General features: G+C 63.7%; 15 protein-coding genes and 1 pseudogene. 6 read left to right on the top strand and 10 right to left on the bottom strand.

Annotated elements, in window-relative coordinates; genetic code table 11:
- Positions 1-231: 231 nt before the first annotated feature.
- The 4 genes from hemC to mdoH all read right to left on the bottom strand — a co-directional run bounded on the left by hemC (position 232) and on the right by mdoH (position 4,978).
- Positions 232-1,140: a hydroxymethylbilane synthase gene (hemC, locus tag ABB27_RS18260; protein ID WP_057630620.1), complete on the bottom strand. Its 909-nt coding sequence runs from the start codon at positions 1,138-1,140 to the stop codon at positions 232-234.
- Between the two features lie 31 nt (positions 1,141-1,171).
- Positions 1,172-1,900, bottom strand: a complete 729-nt coding sequence (locus tag ABB27_RS18255) for a LytR/AlgR family response regulator transcription factor (protein WP_057630619.1) — start codon at positions 1,898-1,900, stop codon at positions 1,172-1,174.
- Positions 1,901-2,005: 105 nt separating this feature from the next.
- Entirely contained in the window at positions 2,006-2,671 is a 666-nt protein-coding gene (locus ABB27_RS18250; RefSeq protein ID WP_057630617.1) for an alpha/beta hydrolase, read from the bottom strand.
- A gap of 393 nt (positions 2,672-3,064) precedes the next feature.
- On the bottom strand, positions 3,065-4,978 hold the full coding sequence (gene mdoH / locus ABB27_RS18245) for a glucans biosynthesis glucosyltransferase MdoH (protein ID WP_057630615.1): 1,914 nt from the start codon (positions 4,976-4,978) through the stop codon (positions 3,065-3,067).
- 789 nt (positions 4,979-5,767) lie between these two features.
- On the opposite strand from mdoH, the gene ABB27_RS18240 reads away from it, so the two are divergent.
- Positions 5,768-5,947, top strand: a complete 180-nt coding sequence (locus tag ABB27_RS18240) for a CsbD family protein (protein WP_057630613.1) — start codon at positions 5,768-5,770, stop codon at positions 5,945-5,947.
- Between the two features lie 130 nt (positions 5,948-6,077).
- On the opposite strand, the gene ABB27_RS18235 is transcribed toward ABB27_RS18240, so the two are convergent.
- The 3 genes from ABB27_RS18235 to ABB27_RS18225 form a co-directional block, all read right to left on the bottom strand.
- Positions 6,078-6,386: a DUF3817 domain-containing protein gene (locus tag ABB27_RS18235; protein ID WP_057630625.1), complete on the bottom strand. Its 309-nt coding sequence runs from the start codon at positions 6,384-6,386 to the stop codon at positions 6,078-6,080.
- A gap of 78 nt (positions 6,387-6,464) precedes the next feature.
- Positions 6,465-7,397 carry a CorA family divalent cation transporter gene (locus ABB27_RS18230; RefSeq protein ID WP_057630611.1) on the bottom strand — a complete coding sequence of 311 codons (933 nt, stop codon included), beginning with the start codon at positions 7,395-7,397 and terminating at the stop codon, positions 6,465-6,467.
- Between the two features lie 69 nt (positions 7,398-7,466).
- Positions 7,467-7,793: a hypothetical protein gene (locus tag ABB27_RS18225; RefSeq protein ID WP_083491380.1), complete on the bottom strand. Its 327-nt coding sequence runs from the start codon at positions 7,791-7,793 to the stop codon at positions 7,467-7,469.
- 118 nt (positions 7,794-7,911) lie between these two features.
- On the opposite strand from ABB27_RS18225, the gene ABB27_RS20080 reads away from it, so the two are divergent.
- The 4 genes from ABB27_RS20080 to ABB27_RS18205 all read left to right on the top strand — a co-directional run bounded on the left by ABB27_RS20080 (position 7,912) and on the right by ABB27_RS18205 (position 15,023).
- Positions 7,912-8,199 carry a hypothetical protein gene (locus ABB27_RS20080; RefSeq protein ID WP_057630609.1) on the top strand — a complete coding sequence of 96 codons (288 nt, stop codon included), beginning with the start codon at positions 7,912-7,914 and terminating at the stop codon, positions 8,197-8,199.
- Between the two features lie 187 nt (positions 8,200-8,386).
- Positions 8,387-9,532: a hypothetical protein gene (locus ABB27_RS18215; RefSeq protein WP_057630606.1), complete on the top strand. Its 1,146-nt coding sequence runs from the start codon at positions 8,387-8,389 to the stop codon at positions 9,530-9,532.
- 636 nt (positions 9,533-10,168) lie between these two features.
- A complete protein-coding gene (locus tag ABB27_RS18210) occupies positions 10,169-13,183 on the top strand; it encodes a TonB-dependent receptor domain-containing protein (RefSeq protein WP_057630604.1) in 3,015 nt (1,004 codons plus the stop codon).
- A gap of 208 nt (positions 13,184-13,391) precedes the next feature.
- Complete coding sequence (locus ABB27_RS18205) at positions 13,392-15,023, top strand: alkaline phosphatase D family protein (RefSeq protein ID WP_057630602.1); 1,632 nt, start codon at positions 13,392-13,394, stop codon at positions 15,021-15,023.
- A gap of 102 nt (positions 15,024-15,125) precedes the next feature.
- On the opposite strand, the pseudogene ABB27_RS18200 reads toward ABB27_RS18205, so the two are convergent.
- Positions 15,126-15,305 (bottom strand): annotated as a pseudogene (locus tag ABB27_RS18200) (hypothetical protein); the annotation flags it as partial.
- A gap of 235 nt (positions 15,306-15,540) precedes the next feature.
- Between ABB27_RS18200 and ABB27_RS19480 the strand changes: the two are divergent.
- Positions 15,541-15,906, top strand: a complete 366-nt coding sequence (locus tag ABB27_RS19480; protein WP_082746621.1) for a BON domain-containing protein — start codon at positions 15,541-15,543, stop codon at positions 15,904-15,906.
- A gap of 230 nt (positions 15,907-16,136) precedes the next feature.
- On the opposite strand, the gene ABB27_RS18195 is transcribed toward ABB27_RS19480, so the two are convergent.
- Together ABB27_RS18195 and ABB27_RS18190 are read right to left on the bottom strand one after the other, a co-directional pair.
- A complete protein-coding gene (locus ABB27_RS18195; protein ID WP_152984681.1) occupies positions 16,137-16,337 on the bottom strand; it encodes a hypothetical protein in 201 nt (66 codons plus the stop codon).
- Positions 16,338-16,459: 122 nt separating this feature from the next.
- Positions 16,460-18,403, bottom strand: a complete 1,944-nt coding sequence (locus tag ABB27_RS18190; protein WP_057630596.1) for a hypothetical protein — start codon at positions 18,401-18,403, stop codon at positions 16,460-16,462.
- Positions 18,404-18,632 lie beyond the last annotated feature (229 nt).

Below are 18,632 nucleotides of genomic sequence, written 5' to 3'. Positions count from 1 at the left end.
AAAGGGAGGGCTCAGCTCCCTGCATCGGTAGTGCCGAGCCATGCTCGGCAGGGGCTTTACCCGCAACCCCTGAAAGGCCGGCAATCGGTGTTGTGGGAGCGGCGTAAGCCGCGAAGCTGACAATGCTTGCGCGCCGATACAACCGGCGCTCTCTGCGTTACCTGGCAATTTGTGGCTTCGCGGCTTACGCCGCTCCTACAACAGCCCACAACGGCCAATACGGCCTTCCCCTCAGCGCAGCAGCTCGCCCGCGCCACCTTCCAACAGCAGCCGCGCCACTTCACGGCCCACGGCCTCCGGGTTGCTTGCCGGACCCTGCGCTTGAGCACGCACCACACGGCCATCGGCCACGCCGCCGACCAGGCCCTGCAGCCACAGGTCCTCACCGCGCCACTGCGCCAGGCCCGCTACCGGCACATGGCAGCTGCCATCCAGCGCCCGGTTCATGGCCCGCTCGGCTTCCACGCAGCTGCGCGTGGATGCGTCATCCAGCGCCTTGAGCAGGTTGATGGTCGCTGTATCTTCCGCCCTGCATTCGATCGCCACCGCAGCCTGTGCCGGTGCCGGCAGCCACTGCGGGGCACGCAGGCGGTCACGGATACGTGCGCCCAGTTCCAATCGCTCCAGGCCAGCGCAGGCCAGGATGATGGCGTCGTATTCGCCTGCATCCAGTTTGGCCAGCCGCGTATTGACGTTGCCGCGCAGGTCACGCGATTGCAGGTCCGGGCGCAGCGCGCGCAGCTGGGCCTGACGACGCAGCGAGGATGTGCCCACGCAGGCGCCCTGCGGCAGGCTTTCCAGCGAGGGATAGTGGTTGGATACAAAGGCGTCGGCGGAGTCGGCACGGGTCAGGATCGCCGGCAATGCGAACGGCGGCTCCAGTTCCATCGGCACGTCCTTGAGCGAATGCACCGCGCAGTCGGCATCGCCGCGCAGCATCGCCACTTCCAGCTCCTTCAGGAACAGGCCCTTGCCACCAATGGCGGCCAGCGAACGGTCGAGGATTTCATCGCCGCGGGTGCTCATCGGCACAAGCTCCACCTGCAGCCCCGGGTGGGCCTGGCGCAGACGGTCGGCAACGTGTTCGCTCTGCCACAGGGCAAGCGGGCTCTTTCGGGTGGCGATACGCAGGATGCTCATGCCGCCATTATCGCCGCTGCCAGCAGCCGGGTCACCGCCGTTCCAGTTCAGTCTTCAGCCCGGCCACGCAGCGGCGGCTGATTTCCAGCGGCTGCGGGACATCCCGCAACACCGCCTGCACCTGCCCGGCCGGCGTGCGCCGCACCTCCTGCAGGCGATCGCGGGCAATCAGGCAGTTGCGATGGATGCGGATGAAGCGCCCGGAAAACTCGTCTTCCAGCGAACGCAGCGACTCCTCGATCAGATCCTCGCCACGCAGATGGTGCACCACCACGTACTTCTCCTCGGCCTGCAGGTAGAGGATGTCCTCCACCGGCACCAGCCGCAGGCTGCCGCGCAAGCGCGCGCACAGCACCCGTCTTGCCGACGTGGCTGCGGCCGGCGCGGCGTTGAGGCGGCCGGCGATGAAGGTACGCGCACGTTCCAATGCCGCTACCAGGCGTTCGGCCCGCACCGGCTTCATCAGGTAGTCAATCGCCGCCGCTTCAAAGGCGGACAGGGCGTGGGCGTCGTAAGCGGTGCAGAACACCACGGCCGGGCGCGGCTCGAAGCCGGCCAGGTGCCGGGCAACTTCAAGACCATCTATGCCCGGCATGGCGATATCCAGCAGCACCAGATCCGGTTGGGTCTGTGCACAGACATGCAAGGCATCATTGCCGTTGGCGGCCTCGCCAACCACGCTTACCTGTGCAAGCTCGGCCAACAGCGCGCGCAGGCGCTCGCGCGCCAACGGCTCATCATCGGCAATTACTACCCTCACGCCCTCTACCTCGCTCACGGCTCCCCAGTCGTGGCGACATGGTAGCCGGGTTCGCTGCACGCCGCCGTCAACAAACCGACAACTGCGGTACAGCTCACAAACTGCTCAGGCCTGCGCGAAACGGGCCTGCAGCCAGTCGCCTAGCGCGTGGATTTCCTCGCCGCAGACCTGGTGGGCCATCGGGTAACGCTGCCACTGGACGGCAAAGCCCAGCGTGGTCAGCACCTGCGCGCTGTGCTCGGCGATGGCCAGCGGGATCACCGGATCGGCGCTGCCGTGGGCCATGAAAACCGGCTGCGAGGTCGCGCCGTCCACCAGCTGTGACGGCGCGGCATCCACTTCCGGCAGATAGGTGGACAAGGCCACCAGCCCGGCAACCGGTTCGCTGCGCTTGAGCCCGGCCGACAGGATGATCGCCCCACCCTGCGAGAAACCGGCCAGCACGATGCGGCTGGCGGGAATGCCGCGGGCCTGCTCGCGGGCGATCAGCGCTTCAAGCTGCTGCACCGATTCGGCCACACCGGTGGCGTCGGCGCGGCTGCGGAAATCCATGCTGACGATGTCGTACCAGGCCCGCATCGGCATGCCGTTGTTGATGCTGACCGGGCGCTTGGGCGCATGCGGAAACACGAAGCGGATGGCAGGCCACTGCGGACGCACCAGCTCCGGCACGATCGGCGCGAAGTCATGGCCATCGGCACCGAGCCCATGCAACCAGATCACCGACCATTCCGGCACCGCACCGGTTTCCTGCTCCACTGTTTCCAGCATGTCTACAACTCCCAAGGACAAGCTTGGATTATGCCTGCCTGCTGCCGGGACGGCCGGATTCCGGAATATTGATTGTGGGAGCGGCGTCAGCCGCGAAGCTGACCATCTGGCCGGTTGAAGCAAAGCCAGCTGCATTGGTCAGGTTGCTGATTGAATGGTGGCCGCAGCGTTACCGGCTTCGCGGCTTGCGCCGTTCCCACAAAACCATCGCAAATCCAGATTCTTGTAGGAGCGGCGTAAGCCGCGAAGCTGGCTATGTGGCCGGTTGAAGCAAAGCCGGCTGCATTGGTCAGGTTGCTGATTGAATGGTGGCCGCAGCGTTACCGGCTTCGCGGCTTGCGCCGCTCCTACACAGCCACGGCAAATCCGGGGCCCTGCAGGAACGGCGTCGCTTCAGTCCTGCAGCGGTTCTTTCAACGCGGCGGCACGCAGTTCGGCGGCACGCAGCAATACGGCTGGGGGGGCGTTCTCTTCCGGGATGCATAGCAGGCCGTGACGGCGCAGCCAATCACCGGCCTTGCGCGACGAGGTCCAGGCCACCACCGGTACCGCCAACGCCATGCCGATCACCACCGGCGCCATCCATGCCGCCAGTGACGGCGACACCATGTACGCGGCCACACCCATCACTACGCCGAACACGCTCAGGCCACCGTAACTGCGCAGCAGATCGCGCAGGGAAATGCTGCCGTCATCGCGCTGCTGTGCATCCCAGCCCGAATCCTTGCCGGCCAGCACTTCAGCCACACCGCGCGACTGCACATACATCACCACCGGTGCCATCAAGGCCGCCAGCAGCGTCTCCAGCAGCATCGAAACAAAAGCACGGAAGGCACCGCCGCAGCCGATGCGTTCCTTGCGCGATGTGAGCATCGCCACATAGCCCATCAGCTTGGGCGACAGCAGCGCCACCATGGTCACCAGGAACACCCAGAACACGCCATTCTGGTCGAGCTCGCGCCAGTAATGCACTGGCGAGATCTTCAGGTGCAGCTCCTGGGCCAGGTCGATGCCGCCATGGATCAACGGAATGGCGATACCGATCAGCATCAGCATCGCCCACATCGGCGCAGTGAAATAGTGGCCGATGCCAATCAGCATATGCACCCGGCTCACCCAGTGCAGGCCCGGGGTTGCAACCACCTTGGAATGCTGCAGGTTGCCCTGGCACCAGCGGCGGTCGCGGATCAGCAGATCGGTCAGGGTCGGCGGGCCTTCTTCGTAGCTGCCGTGCAGGTAGGGCACCATGTGCGCGGCCCAGCCACCACGGCGCATCAGCGCCGCCTCGACAAAGTCATGGCTCAGCACATGCCCGCCAAACGGCTTGCGCCCGGGCAGCTCCGGCAAGCCGGCCTGCTCGGCAAAGGCCTGGGTGCGGATCACCGCATTGTGGCCCCAGTAATTGCTCTCGGCGCCATGCCACCAGGCCACGCCATAGGCCATCACCGGCCCGTATACGCGGCCACCAAACTGCTGCATGCGGGCAAACGCGGTGCGCCCGCCAACCACCGCCGGCAGCGACTGGATCAGGCCCACGCTGGGATGGTTTTCCATTGCCGATACCAAACGCACGATCACGTCACCGGTCATCAGACTGTCGGCGTCCAGGATCAGCATCTGCGGATAGGCGCCGCCAAAGCGACGCACCCAGTCGGCGATATTGCCGGCCTTGCGCCCGACATTGCTGGCGCGGCGCCGGTAGTACAAGCGGTCGGCGCCGCCGGTGGCTTCCACCAGACGCGCGAACACCTGCTCCTCGGCGCGGCCGATCGCATCGCGGGTGGTGTCACTGAGCACGTAGAAATCAAAGTGCTCCAGCTGGCCGGTAGCTGCGACCGACTCGTAGATCGCCTGCAGGCCGGCCATCATCCGCCGCGGGTCTTCGTTGTAGGTCGGCATCAACAGGGCGGTACGGCTGCGCAGCTGCGGCAGCGGCGTATCCGGGTAGATGCCGAGTTTTCGGCGGCCACGCAGCAACGCCTGCAGGCCGGCCAGGCTGCTGACGAAGGACATCGCAATCCACGCGAACAGCGCCACGAACAGCACCAGCAGGCAGCCTTCCAGCACGTTGATGCCGCCACTGGACAGCACCCGCGCCATCAACCAGGTCGCCGCCAGCGTGGCCAATGCGGTGGTGCCGAACACATACAGGCGGCGCAGGCCGATATTGGCCGGCGCGGTCTTCTGCCGCGGCACATGCAGCGAACCCGAACGCAGCGACTGCTCCGGCATCGGCAACGGATGCTCGGCTGGCAGCACTGCAATGCCGGCATCCAGGCCATTGTTGGTGGTGACACTGTTACTCATTGATTGCCCCACTGCGGCATCTGCAGCCAGTCCTGGCGGCCCACCATGCGGTACCGCTGTTTGCTTGCGTGTTGCACCTGAATTCCTTGAAGGAGAAGCCGAGCAGCCGGAAAAACTAGTAGAACCAACCTAAACCTGCGGCAAACGAACCCTGCCGATCGCGATGCGGGAGCCCCCTCGAACCACCTCGCTGGAGGTGGCAATCCCGCCTCCCCTGCCGTTTCATGACCATCCGCGGCAATCCCGGCATGGCATTGGCGGCCGATGAATTATCCACCATCAATACCGCAGGCACACCTTTGTCAGCCAGATTGGCGATGATGTCGGGCTGTTTGACCGCTGTGCCTGGGCCCAGGACCGCGCCATGGCACGCCGCTGGCGCACACGGCCCGCTTCCTGTCCGTACCACGGTCTCCGCGCCAAGCACGCCAGACGCGGCCATCGGAGTTCACCGCTGGCGAGCATGCACGAGGCCACCTGCCGCACTGCTCACACGCCAAGCACCGCCCGTTTGCACCCACAGGCAGGCGTGGTTGCGGTAACAGCCGATCCTGCAATGCAGACCAACCTCGCTGACATGCCGGTCATCCACGCAACGAAAACACCGGCCTCGCTGAACCCGCTTGTCTGCTTCTGGCACGCAGCCTGGCTAAACACGCATATCCCCAACCCAGGCTAAATATCGGCGCGCGCGCAACACGATCACAACATTGCACTCACCTGCAGCAAACCCGTGGTTGCGCAGTCTCAAGCCGTCTGCAGCAAGGCAGACGTTTCCGGAGACCGTACGTGGACCGCAATCGTGTTGAAGGCACCAAACACGAAATCAAGGGTGCCATCAAGGAAGCTGCTGGAAAGATGACCGGCAACAAGACCCAGCAGATGGCCGGCAACATGGAAAAAAATGCTGGAAAGGCGCAGAAAGCAATGGGCAAGGCAGCTGACGAGGTAAAGCATCGACACTCATGAGCACAGCAGCACCGCGCAAGAACTGCTTCCGTAACGCATCAACCGGAGCCAGTACCACCTAGCGTCACCTTGCAGGTTCAATGGCGCGACCGTGTGGAAGCCGGCCGCGCCATTGCTTGTCAGCGCACAATCAGGCGCTGCGCTCGGACAACAGGCCAATGCGACGGAACCACATTTCCAGCGGCACCGTCACCAGCGGCGGCACCGCCGCGAGCAGGGCCAGCAACACCGTCCACAGCGGCCAACGCAGCTTCACCCAGGCGTACAGACTGACCGCGACGTAGAACAGGAACGCCGCCCCGTGCAGGCGGCCGAACAACCACACCACCAGCTCGGTGGTGCCGGTGCCGTACTTGAGCAGCATGCCGATCAGCAGACCGGCCCAGGTAACACCTTCAATCAGTGCGGCGGCGGCAAACAACTTGCCGGCGGGGGTCATGGGTTTGGCAGACATCGATTCCATCAGGCGTTCAAAAGAGCTGGGATTGTAGGCGAGAATGCGTCGCATCCCCGCCACTCAGATCCAGCCGCGTCGTTTGAACCACAACAACGGCACCACGATGCTCAGGCCCACGGCGGCCAGTGCGATGGCATAGCCGTAATGCCAGTGCAGTTCGGGCATCGACGCGAAGTTCATACCCCACACCCCCACCAGCACCGTCGGCGGGATACCGACCACCGAGGCTACCGCCATCACCTTCATCACCTCGTTCTGGTCCATGTTGATCAGGCCCAGCACGCTGTCCAGCAGGAATTCGTTGCGGTCGCCCAGCTGCTGCTCGAACTCGCTCAACGAGGCCAGGTCCTTGACCACCAGCTTGATCCGCTTCGGCGCATCGGCACCAAACCACGCCGGCGTCGCCTCATCCAGGTAGTTCATCATCCGCAGCATGCCGTGCAAGGTATTGTGCAAGGCGCCGATACGCCGCCCCATCATCCCCACCTCGTGCAGCATCTGCTCCAGCCGGCGCGTGGCCCGCTTGCCCTTGGGATGATTGAAGGCCTGCCGGGAGAACTCGCTCATCGTGCTTTCCAGCGACTCCAGCAGATCAGCCAGGCGGTCGACGATGTGTTCGATCATGCGCAGGAACAGATCGGCCGAGCCATTGCAGGGGTGCTTGCCCAGTTCGTTCTCCACCCCCTCCAGCGCGTCGACGCGATGCTCGCGCTGCACCACCAGCGCATGCGGGGCCACCACGAAACCCAGCGGCCCGACCACATGTTCGGTCTCGTACTGGAACCGCGGCAGGTTCAGCACCAGCGCATCACCTTCCACCCGCACCCGGCTGCTGAATTCGATCTCGCTGATACCGGCGCGGTCGGGAATGCGGAAACCCACCTGCCGCGACGCCTGCTGCAGCTCTTCCGGCGTTGGTTGGCACAGGTCCACCCACAACGAGGGTGGCGCCGTGCCGTCGGCAGCGGTGGCGAGGGTACGGCACTGGAACATGGCGCGCTTCCGTTTCGGGACTGCAGCCATCCTCGTCGCCACGCCACGCCGAGTAAAGCCACCTGTCACTCAGCCCAGCTGCAGCGCTGCATACCAGTCCGCGTAAGGCGTGTTCCTGGCCAGATGACGATTGAAATCCGGCGCGCCGTCGGTCCACCACACCGGCCCGCGCTCGCCCAAGGCCTGCTTGGCGGCATCCACGGCCGCACCGGCCTTGGCCAAGCGTTCGCGGTCACCTGCGCGGCGTGCGATGCCCACCTCACGGCGCGCCGCCATCAGCGCCTGGACCAGCGCGCTGCGCACCTGCTCAGGCAGGCCCGGATTGCTGGCCCGCCACAACCGCCCGCGCACGACCAGGTAACGGCCATCCGGCGTTCTTGCTGGCATTTCCGGCATGGGCCGCTCCCGCTGACAGACCAGCTCAGTATCCCACCTGGGCCGCACTGCAATGTGCGGTTGCAAAGCGCGCCTGCCATCGCGCAAGCTCGTGCTTCCTTCAACCACCCCTCCAGCCATGCAAGACAACATCATCCAGATCATCCCCGCCGACGGCTGGGTAGCCGTGTTCGAAGAAGCCGGTGACGAAAGCGCCCAGAGCCTGGTGTGCTTTGCGGTAGTGGAAGAAGCCGGCAAGCGCGCCGTGCGCCCGATGCTGGCCAACGGCAAGCAGATCGGTTTCGCCGACACCCTGCCCAACTTCGTCCGTGTCGAAGAAGCCGATGCCTTTGAAGAAGAGGATGAGGAAGAAGACGAAGACGAGGAAGAAGAAGACGAAGAAGAGGAGGAGGAAGAAGAGGCCTGAGCCCTTCTTCCCCTACCCGGCAGCCGGCGTCATGTCGGCTGCGTGTCGGGCGCCGCGCCGTGACCTGACCGACCCGGTCACGGCGCAGTGCTTGCTGTCAGGCTACAAAGACGCAGCGTGAGGCTGTCATCCCCGCGTCACCTTCAGCAGCCAGGTTAGGTGGTTGGTCCGGCAATCAACCAACAACATGAAACATTCGCTGCTTCAGATCGTCCTGGCCGCGTGCGTCGCTGCTGGCGGCATTGCCAACGCCGCCGCGCCCGCGCAGCTACCCATGCAGCAACACGGCGGCAGCTGGGCCTCCGGCCATGTGCAGGGCATCGCGGTGGATCTGCAGGGCGGCTATATCTACTACTCGTTCACCAACCTGCTGGCCCGCTACGATCTGCAAGGCCGTCTGGTCGGCACGCTGGAAGGTTGGACCGGCCATCTTGGTGATCTGGATTTCAATCCCGACGATGGCAAGGTCTACGGCTCGCTGGAGTACAAGAAGGACCAGGCGTTCTACATCGCGATGATCGATGTGCAGCGCATCGACCGCGTCGGCATCCAGGCCGCCGACAGCGACATCCTGCGCACGGTCTATCTGCCGGAAGTGGTGAGCGACTACACCGCCGACATCAATGGTGATGGCCGCTTCGACGGCGACGATGGCAAGTACCGCGGCAATGAGACCGCCTCGCCCGATCACCGCTATGGTTGTTCCGGCATTGATGGCGTCGCCTTTGGTCCGCGCTTTGGCCACACCGATGGCCCGCAGCTGCTGACCGTTGCCTATGGCATCTATGGAAATACCGAGCGCAGCGACAATGATCACCAGGTACTGCTGCAATACGACATCAGCGACTGGCAGACACAGGCAAAACCGCTGATAGAGGCGGCACCGCATCACAGCGGCCCGCGCGAGCTGGAAGGCAAGTACTTCGTGCGCACCGGCAATACCAGCTATGGCGTGCAGAACCTGAGCTATGACGCCTCGCAACAGCGCTGGTTCATGGGCGTCTACCAAGGCAGGAAGCCGACGCTCCCGAATTATCTGCTGTTCGCCGTGGATGCAGCCGCAACACCGCGGCAGGGCGATCTGATTGGCGTGCCCGGCAACAGCCCAAACCGTTGGGAACAAGGGCTGCTGCTGCCGCTGGCCGATGCCGGATTGAAAGACCCAGCCACCGGCATCCGCGGCTGGAACCAGAAAGCCGACGTCGGCCTGCAGGCCGTAGGCGATGGCTTGTTCTACCTGGCCACCAACTTCAAGCGTGATGGCAAACAAGGCGCAGACCTGCAGCTGATGCGTTGGACTGGCGAGCCTGAGCAGCCGTTTGTTGCGCCATGACGCGCTCAAGCGCATCTTCCGTGGGAGTGGTGTAGGCCGCGAAGCTGATAGCAACAAGCAAGCTTGGAGCTGCGCAATCATATGGAAATTCTGTAGTTGCAGATTCCAACGCTGATGAGCGTCTTGGATAACAGTGGCTTCGCGGCTTACGCCGCTCCTACAACAACCACCGTCGTCGCGATCCCCCCGCTTTTGTGGGAGCGGCGTAAGCCGCGAAGCTGACACATCTGCAGAACTCCGTACGAACGCGCTTCAGCCAATCAACGCAATGCTGGAAGCGGCTGCTTTCTGGCAGCTCTAGCTTCGCGGCTTACGCCGCTCCCACAAAGACAATGGCCCGCGGCCCGGCGGGTTGATGGCCTCGGCGCTGAAACCTGCATGTGCACCAGCGCACACATCTGCACTCCCACACGCGATCAGAAATTCTCAGGTACGCAAGCCTCGCACACGACAAACGCCAGCCCCACAGCGCCCCGCACCCCTGCGCGCCCAGAGCAAAGCAAAAGCAGTTTCACTAGCGACAGTATCCATGACTCAAACGTAAAGGTTCTGTAATTGTCCGGACGTAAGGTGGCGCCGCTTGCACGGCGTAGCCCCAGCTGTGTGCGGTACTCCCACACTCTCCGGAACAGATCCATGCTCGAAGTAAAGAAGTCGGCGCTGGTCAGCGCCATCCTGGCAGCGCTTTGCGTTTCGCCCGACCTGCTGGCGCAACAAGCCACAGACGGCAGCAGCCAGACCATCGGCAGCGGCAGCCTGCGTGGCCGCGTACTCAACACTGCCACCGGCGAGTACGTGCGCAACGCCGAGGTGCGTATCGAAGGCAGCCGCAATGTCAGCTACTCGCAGGAAGGTGGCCACTTCCAGTTGACCGGCATTCCCGCCGGCGATGTCACCGTGCTGGTGAAATACACCGGCCTGCAGGAAGCAAGACTCAGCGCTTCGATTGATGCCGGCAAGACCACCAGCGTCGAGGTCGCCTTGAAGGCGCCGTCCTATGCCGCCGGTGGCGGTGATGCAACCGACCTGGACGCGATCAAGGTCACCGCTTCACGCGACGGCCAGGCCAGCGCGATCATGGAGCGGCGCGCAGCGATGAACGCCAAGAACGTGGTGGCTGCCGACAATTACGGCGCGCTGACCATGGGCGATGTCGGCGAGTTCATGAAGTCGATGCCAGGCCTGTCGCTGGATTACACCGAGGTGGATGCCACCGCAGTGCGAATCGGCGGCCTGGACCCGAAGTACTCCACCTTCACCACCGATGGCGCGCGCATGGCCACGGCCACCTCGAACAATAATTCGGGCCGGCAGAACTCGTTCGAGCAGATGTCGATCACCGGCATCGAATCGATCGAGCTCAACAACACGTTGACTGCGGCGATGGACGCCGATTCTCCCGGTGGCAACATCAACCTGCGCAGCAAGTACGCGTTCCAGCGCACCAAGCGCGACATCGTGTTCCAGCTTGGAGCGGTGGGCACCTCCGATTCCAACTGGTCGGGCAAGTATTTCCCGGATGACAAGAAGCACGACACCATCTACCCATCCGGCCAGTTCGGCTTCGGCGACGTGTTCATGGACGGGCGCTTCGGCGTGGAGTTCAACGCCAGCTACAACGCCAACTATGTGCAGCAGGACCGCATCCAGACCGACTACGCCTATAAGGCTGATGGCAGCGCCATACCCTACCGGGTGATGTGGCGCCCGGGCCCGAAGATGACCAGCCGCACCGCCGCCAACCTGAGCCTGGATTACCAGATCACCGATGAGCTGGTGGCGTCCCTGCGCAGCACCTACTCGATGTACGACGTGGAGTACTTCAACCAGTACACCTATCTGATCTTCGGCACCACCAGCAAGTCCGAAGCCGCGCCGGGTTCCACCCCCAACCACATCGTGGTCAATCCCAACGGCACCAATACCCGCCTGCACACCCAGTACTCGCACCGCTATGCCGGCACGCCGGCCTACCTGATCGCGCCCAAGCTGGAGTACAAGGGCGAGGACTGGGAAGCAGTGCTGCGCGGTAGTTATTCCGGTGCCGAGTTCAATTTCCGCGACACCAGCAAGGGCTTCTTCCAGCGCACCGACAGCTGGTTGACCGGCATCGGCTTCACCCTGGATCGCCCCTCGGAGAGCTCGCACGAATGGAACCTCGCCCAGACCGGCGGGCGCCCGTGGGGCGACCCAAGCAACTTCAACCGTGATGCCGAGATCGGCTACAACGTGCGCAGCGCGGAGTCCGATGCACTCAACGACCAGTATGGCGTCAACCTCGACCTGAAGCGCCACCTCAGCTTCAACGATACGCCGGTGACGCTGATGGGTGGCCTGGGCACGCGCCGCAATGACTGGCGCACCAATGAAGGCTCGTACCAGCAATACAAATATGTAGGCCCCAACGGCAGTCAGACCGATCCGGGTGCGAGCGTGCCGTGGACCAATAATTACGACTTCGAGATCATCGGTACCGGTGCAGGCAACATGAACCAGCAGGGTTGGCGCGCCGACAGCAACTACGCGATGTACGACATCTTCCAGGAACACCCGGAATACTTCGTGCCGGATGTGGTGGGCAACCTCAAGCGCCGGCTGGACAACAACAAGCGTATCCAGGAAGAAGTGGATGCGGCCTATATCGAAGCCGAAACCCGCCTGGGCGATGCCCGCTTCGACCTCGGCCTGCGTTATGAGAAGACCCGTACCGCCGCCCGCGTGGCCGACGTGCGCCCGGTCAGCGAGGTCACTGCCGCCGGCCTGAACGTCAATACCGTCGAAGGCCTGATGTACCAGTACAACAACGGCCGCTACACCACCCGCAAGGGCGAGTACGACGACTTCTTCCTCAGCGGCGGGGTCAAATACGACTTCACCGACAAGCTGGTTGGCCAGCTATCTTTCAGCCAGTCGATCCTGCGCCCGGACTACGGCAACCTCGGCGGTGTGGTGGCGGTCAACGACGACACCATGATCGTCAGCGTGCCCAACGCCCAGCTCAAGCCCGAGCATTCCACCAAGTACTACGCCAGCCTGCAGTACTACCTGGAGCCGTCGGGCCTGCTGGGCCTGTCGTACTACAAGCTGGATATGCAGGACATGCAGGTCACCGGCATCACCGTCAATCCGGAAGACGTCGGCTTCAACCCGAACGACTACGAGGGCTATACCTTCCGCAGCGCACAGAACGCACCGGGTACCAGCACCAACGAGGGCGTGGTGCTGGAATACAACCAGCAGATGACTTTCCTGCCCGGCGCCTGGAAGGGCCTGAGCGTGTATGGCTCACTGACCCAGGTGAACCCGGACGGCCCGCGCCAGAACATTCCCAAGCAGGCGGCCAACTGGGGCATCCGCTACAACTACGGCCGCTTTGATTTCCAGATCAACGGCAACTACCAGTCCGAGCACCGCGTCAGCGCGCTGAGCAATACGCCCACCACCGCCAACAACGGCATCCTCTACCGCGATGCACGTGAGCTGTGGAACATCAGCGCCAGCTACAAGCTCACCGACAACATCGACGTGATGCTGGCCGGCCGCAACATCTTCAACGAACCGGAAGTGATCTATTCCAACATCCCCAGCCGCGTGCAGATGTACACCGTATACGGCTCGATGTGGAACTTCGGCATCCGCGGCCGCTTCTGAGGCGCGAACTGGCAAGGGCACAACGCCCCGAAAGAAGAAGGCTTGCTGCCCTCTCCCGCTTGCGGGAGAGGGCAGCTTGCAAAGCGCAGGTTCGCTGCGCAACGAACGCTCTTGCATCAATGCAAGGGCCGGAGTGCGAAGCGGGAACGCCGTCGCGCCCAACAATCCATCTTGCTTCACCCGCCACCAGCAACCCAAAGAGCCCGCAATGACCACCAACATCGACCGCCGCCGTCTGATCATTGGCGCCAGCCTCGGGCTGGGCGCGCTGCTGCTTCCGCTCGGCCGCGCCTTCGCCGCGCAGATCCAGGCGGCCAAGGGCTTTACCCACAACGTCGCCAGCGGCGAACCCGGTCCCCATTCGATGTTGCTGTGGACCCGCTACGTGCCCGCCAGCGACACCGACGAGACCACCCTGCAAGCGGAGATCGCCAGCGACCGCGCGTTCCGCAATGTGGTTGCAGCCGCCAGCGTACGCACCGGCAGCTACCGCGACTGGACCGCCAAGCTCACCCTGGCCGGCCTGCAGCCCGGCACAACCTACTGGTACCGCTTCATCGCCACCGACGGCAGCCACTCCCCCACCGGCCGCACCCGCACCCTGCCGATAGGCGACGTGGCCCGTTTCAGGCTGGGCCTGTTCTCCTGCGCCAACCTGCCGATGGGCTGGTTCAACGCCTACGCGCATGCCGCGCAACGCGAGGACATGGACCTGTGGCTGCATGTGGGCGACTACCTCTACGAGTACGGCATCGCCGCGTACAAGGCGCAGGACCGCATCGCCGAGCGCGAGGTGATGCCGGCTCACGAACACGAAATGATCTCGCTGCTGGACTACCGCATGCGCCTGGCCTGCTACCGCGCCGACGCCGACCTGCAGGCCCTGCACCAGAATGCACCGATGGTGGCGTTGTGGGACGACCATGAAAGCGCCAACGACAGCTGGCAAGGTGGCGCGCAGAATCACCAACCCGCCAGTGAAGGCGACTGGAATACCCGCAAGGCCGCCGCAATGCAGGCCTATCGCGAATGGATGCCGGTATCCGATGAACCGTGGAAGGCCTACCCGATCGGCAACCTCGGCACCTTGTACCGTACCGAATCCCGCCTGCTGGGCCGCACCCAACCCGCCGATATCGGCAGCGCCTACAAGGCCGGCACCGACGCTGCCCTGGAAACCTTCCGCGATGGGCCGTGGCAGGATCCGTCCGCAACCATGCTCGGCCTCGAGCAGGAAACCTGGCTTTATGACGCGTTGAAAGCGAATGCCGCGCGCAATCAGTGGCAACTGGTTGGCATGGGCACCATCCTCGGCCGCACCGTGATGCCAGCCGAGACGCTAGGCATGCTGCGCAGTGACGCCAGCGAGCGCAGCGTGCAGACCTTCAAGAACAATGTGCGTGGCGCACGGCTTGGGCTGCCGATGTGGATGGACCGCTGGGATGGCTATCCGGCGGCCCGAGCGCGCCTGTTGCAGGCAGCGCAAAGTGCCGATGCCAATCTGGTGATGCTGTCCGGTGACAGCCACAACGCCTGGGCCTACTCGCTGCAACACGAGGGCAGGCCTGCGGGCGTGGAATTCGCGGTGCAGGCGGTCACTTCCGGCGGTATCGAAGGCAGCCTCGCCGCCGCACCGGATGCCGTTGCCCGCGCCTTCATGGCCAGCAACCCGGAACTGAGCTGGTGTGACACTTCGCAGCGCGGCTACGCGATGATCGAAATCACCCCGGCAAGCATCAGCGGCGAATGGGTGTTCATGCAGAGCATCAAGACACGCAGCATCGCAACCGCAGGCAGCCACCGCATGAGCGTCGAGAAGGACAGAAAGGCCTTCAGTTGAAAACGCCCTTTGCCTTTGTAGGAGCGGCGTGAGCCGCGAAGCTGGTGATCTGAAAGACCAGTGGCTTCGCGGCTCACGCCGCTCCTACAAAAAACATCAATGCTTGTGCGCCGCCCGCCCCGAACCCGACTTCTTGCCACCGCCATCCTGCTTGTTCACTGTCGCCCAGGCGATACGTTCCGCGTCTTCCTTCGAGCGCCCTTCCTTGCGTTCGCTCTGCTCGATATGTTCGGCCTGGCGCTTCTGCTTGTCTGTATAGGCACTTTTATCACCGCGTGTCATCAGCTGGCTCCGCTTTGGATGTGGCCATGACACTAGGCCGGATCGCGTAAGCGTCGCGTGCGGGTGCGCTGAAAATTCCGAAAGAAGAGCGATTCTTCAGCGGGCATTTCCCTGGCTGAATACCGGGTGTTCGCATGCTGCTAACAACAAGGACGCGGTTGGCTAACCCCTGCCTTGCTAGGCTCGCAACGGGTCGAGGAAAACCCGGCCCCTGTCCACCCAGAGGAGCATCGCGATGAAACGCCTGCACCTGCGAAGTGCTTTGTTGATTGCAGCCGCCCTTCCCACCTGCACTCCCGTGGCCACCGCCACTGCCCTGCCCGCGCAGGAGGCGCCTCCAGCCGTCGATAGCGGCGACCGCGCTGCCGAGCAACCAGGAAGTGACGCCTGGATAAGCCGCGAAGTGAAAGCAAGGTTGCTGCGTGTGCGGGATACGCCGGGCATGGAGATCCACGTGCAGACGCGTGGCGGGATGGTATCACTGAGCGGCCAGGTCGGCAGCCAGAGCGAGGCCGACCGCATGAGCGCCGCAGCCGCCGCCGTGGATGGCGTGATCAGCGTCGACGATAGCGGCCTGGTCATCGGTGAACCGGCCAATTGATTGATCCCCGCATCGACAGGCACCTGCGACACGCGAATGCGTGCCGCAGGTGCTGTAACCGGAAAGTGGCATCACCGCGTTTCGGCGCGTTTGCTCGACACTGATGGAATCGCAGCATTGCCCTGCTTCAATCAAATGCCGTGGTTCCCACTAGGCTGCTACGCCGCGAGTTCATGATTCCAACCAGCGTCAACCGCACCTGGGCGACGCCAGCCGGTTGTGCGGTAAAGCTAGTGCTTCTTGTCCTGATCGCGCTTGCCCGCTTCGCGCTGATCAAGCATGTGCTGATCGTGCATATCCTTCTGATGACTGGGCTCACCACGCGAGGCCTGCCGCGAAGGATTGGCATTGCGCGCCTCTTCTGTAGCCGGACGGTCGGGGCGATTCTGCTCGCCCTTGTGCATGTTCTGATGGGTCTGCTTGCTGATCATTGCAACCTCCACAGCGGCAGCATGCCGCAACGCCAGCCTGCAACGGCCACGGTTATTGCAGCGTGGCTTTTCCGTGTCGCCGCACGCACAAAGCTGAGCAGGTGCCGCGCTGCGATACGCCGCTACAAGCCGGTGACGAAGGTAGTGCCGTCATAGCGGCCCTGGAACACGCCGATCGACTTGCCGGTCAAACGCTGCACTTCGGCATCCAGCGCGCTGTAACCGCCGTCACCGCGCTTGTAGGCATAATTGCGGCCCAGTTGCATGATCCGCGCATTGCCGGCACCAAACACCTGCCCCTGGTGATAGCCGCCAACCAGCACGGCCTGCAGATTGGCGCCGCTCTCCACGGTCAGCATCCAATTGACCGGCTCGTAGGCACTGAGCACCAGAATGGTCGGCGCATTGGAGCGGCGCACCCGTACCTGGATGGACCCGGCCTGGCGTTGTATGCCCACCCCATGAACGCCATTGGCGGCTTCGTACACACCCACTGCTTCGATACGTGCGTTTCCTGCCAACGCCGCCAACGGCGCATTGGCGGAGCGCGACTGTGCGGCCGGCGCCGCTGACACCGCCTGGTTGCGCGCAGCCAGGGCCGCACGCGCCCGCTGCACCAGCAGTTGATGCTCCGGCGAAGCGCCAGCAGCAGCAAGCTCGATATCGCGGAGATTGCTCTCCATCTCCGCCCATTGCTGCGTGCGGGTGGACATCGCGACACGGGCTTCCTCCTGGTACTGCGCGATCGCGCTGCTGGCTGCCTGCGCGGGCAGCAAGGGCAGCTCTTCCAACACCTGGATCTTGGTCTGGTCGATGACACCATTGCGTTGCAACGACGGGATGAAGATGAACTGCGTGGATGTCAACTTTGTTGAATCCACCTGCGCCAGCGTCTGCCGGCTCAGTGAATAGACATAGTGACGGTAGTCGAACACCGGTCCGGCGACACGGGCGCGCAGCAGCAGCTCATCGCTGCGCGGCGTTGCCCAGACTGCATTGATCAGCAACGGCTGCAGCGGCAGTATCCGATGCTGCCGGTCAGCGAGCAGGAACTGCCGCAGCTGGCCCTGTGCCACCACGACGTAGCTGCCGTCCACGGCGGTTGCCAGGCCGCGATCACTGGCAACGAACTGCGTAGGCTGCTCGGACACCAATTGCACCGACCAGCCATCCTTGCCCTTCTGCAATGCAATCTCGGCCAAGCGCCGGGGCGAGAACAACAGGTAGTGATTCGGCTTGCCTGGTACCGGCAACACCTGGTCCACCGATGCTGCGTCGAGCGGAATGGGAATGCGCTTTCCCGCCGTTGCATCCAGCAGGACAATCATGGTCCGCCGCTGTGTGCCTTTCTTGGCCGGCTCACTGAAGATCGCCCCCACACCTTCCAACCAATGAAACCGCCGTGGCGACACCGCGTAAGTGGCCAATACCTCGCCGGTCGCCGACTCAAGCACCTCCATGCCGCCGTCAGCAGCGGCCACGGTAAGCAGGCGACCATTGGCTGACAGCGTCCCACCATCAAGCCGTCCTTCAGCCTCGCGCAGAACCTCACTGGTCTGCATGTCGATCAACCGGTACTTGCTATCCGTCTCCAGCACCACAACGCCAGCTTTGGCGGCAAACACGGGCTGCTGGAAGGCACTGTTGCTGCTGATGAAGCTGGCCGGCGGTTTGGCAAGCGCGCGCAGCGGCGGCGCGGTCAGCAACACCGCCATACGCTGCAGCACCAGCCACTCTTCAAGGGCGGCATCACTTTCGGCAAAGCAGGTATTGCCGGCCAGGTCGTCGCGTACGCTCTCACTGCTGGCAAACAGCGAAACCTTGTAGTCCTTGCCGCACTCGCGTGCACGTTGCAGCAAACGCTGCTGGTAGGCCTGTTCGAAGCCGGCGACATCCTGCCCCATTGCCTTCAACTGCACTTCCAGCCGCTGCTTGCTGGCCAGCACCGCACTGCCCGGCGGTATTGCATCGTTGATACGTGTCTCGTTGGACTTGCCCAGATTACCGCAGCCCGCCAGAGCGGCTGCTACGGCCAATACACCCAGCACCTTCAAGACCTGATCCATGTCGCCCCCGGTTGGATGCTCGCGCCCGCGTCCCTCGCTGGCCGGCCCGGCGATGGTAGTACGCGGCATGCGCCGGCGGAAGCGAGTGCCGCGTTGAGCCCTCCCTTTGCCGCAGACAAGGGGAGGGTTGGGAGGACTGCTTCTGCTGTGCGCTTGGCTTGGCTGGGTAACGCCCCTGCCGAGCATGGCTCGGCACTACGGTGCTGCGTTGAGCCCTCCCTTTGCCGCA

This window comes from Stenotrophomonas terrae (assembly GCF_001431465.1).
Lineage (GTDB): Bacteria > Pseudomonadota > Gammaproteobacteria > Xanthomonadales > Xanthomonadaceae > Stenotrophomonas > Stenotrophomonas terrae.
Note: the sequence above shows the minus strand (reverse complement) of the source record. Positions and strands in the feature narration are given on the sequence as shown.

Excerpts from the sequence above, each read along its gene's own strand:
- hemC (WP_057630620.1), bottom strand. The coding sequence starts at position 1,140 with ATGAGCATCCTGCGTATCGCCACCCGAAAGAGCCCGCTTGCCCTGTGG.
- ABB27_RS18250 (WP_057630617.1), bottom strand. The coding sequence starts at position 2,671 with ATGCTGGAAACAGTGGAGCAGGAAACCGGTGCGGTGCCGGAATGGTCG.
- mdoH (WP_057630615.1), bottom strand. The coding sequence starts at position 4,978 with ATGAGTAACAGTGTCACCACCAACAATGGCCTGGATGCCGGCATTGCA.
- ABB27_RS18235 (WP_057630625.1), bottom strand. The coding sequence starts at position 6,386 with ATGACCCCCGCCGGCAAGTTGTTTGCCGCCGCCGCACTGATTGAAGGT.
- ABB27_RS18230 (WP_057630611.1), bottom strand. The coding sequence starts at position 7,397 with ATGTTCCAGTGCCGTACCCTCGCCACCGCTGCCGACGGCACGGCGCCA.
- ABB27_RS18225 (WP_083491380.1), bottom strand. The coding sequence starts at position 7,793 with ATGCCGGAAATGCCAGCAAGAACGCCGGATGGCCGTTACCTGGTCGTG.
- ABB27_RS20080 (WP_057630609.1), top strand. The coding sequence starts at position 7,912 with ATGCAAGACAACATCATCCAGATCATCCCCGCCGACGGCTGGGTAGCC.
- ABB27_RS18215 (WP_057630606.1), top strand. The coding sequence starts at position 8,387 with ATGAAACATTCGCTGCTTCAGATCGTCCTGGCCGCGTGCGTCGCTGCT.
- ABB27_RS18210 (WP_057630604.1), top strand. The coding sequence starts at position 10,169 with ATGCTCGAAGTAAAGAAGTCGGCGCTGGTCAGCGCCATCCTGGCAGCG.
- ABB27_RS18205 (WP_057630602.1), top strand. The coding sequence starts at position 13,392 with ATGACCACCAACATCGACCGCCGCCGTCTGATCATTGGCGCCAGCCTC.
- ABB27_RS19480 (WP_082746621.1), top strand. The coding sequence starts at position 15,541 with ATGAAACGCCTGCACCTGCGAAGTGCTTTGTTGATTGCAGCCGCCCTT.
- ABB27_RS18195 (WP_152984681.1), bottom strand. The coding sequence starts at position 16,337 with ATGATCAGCAAGCAGACCCATCAGAACATGCACAAGGGCGAGCAGAAT.
- ABB27_RS18190 (WP_057630596.1), bottom strand. The coding sequence starts at position 18,403 with ATGGATCAGGTCTTGAAGGTGCTGGGTGTATTGGCCGTAGCAGCCGCT.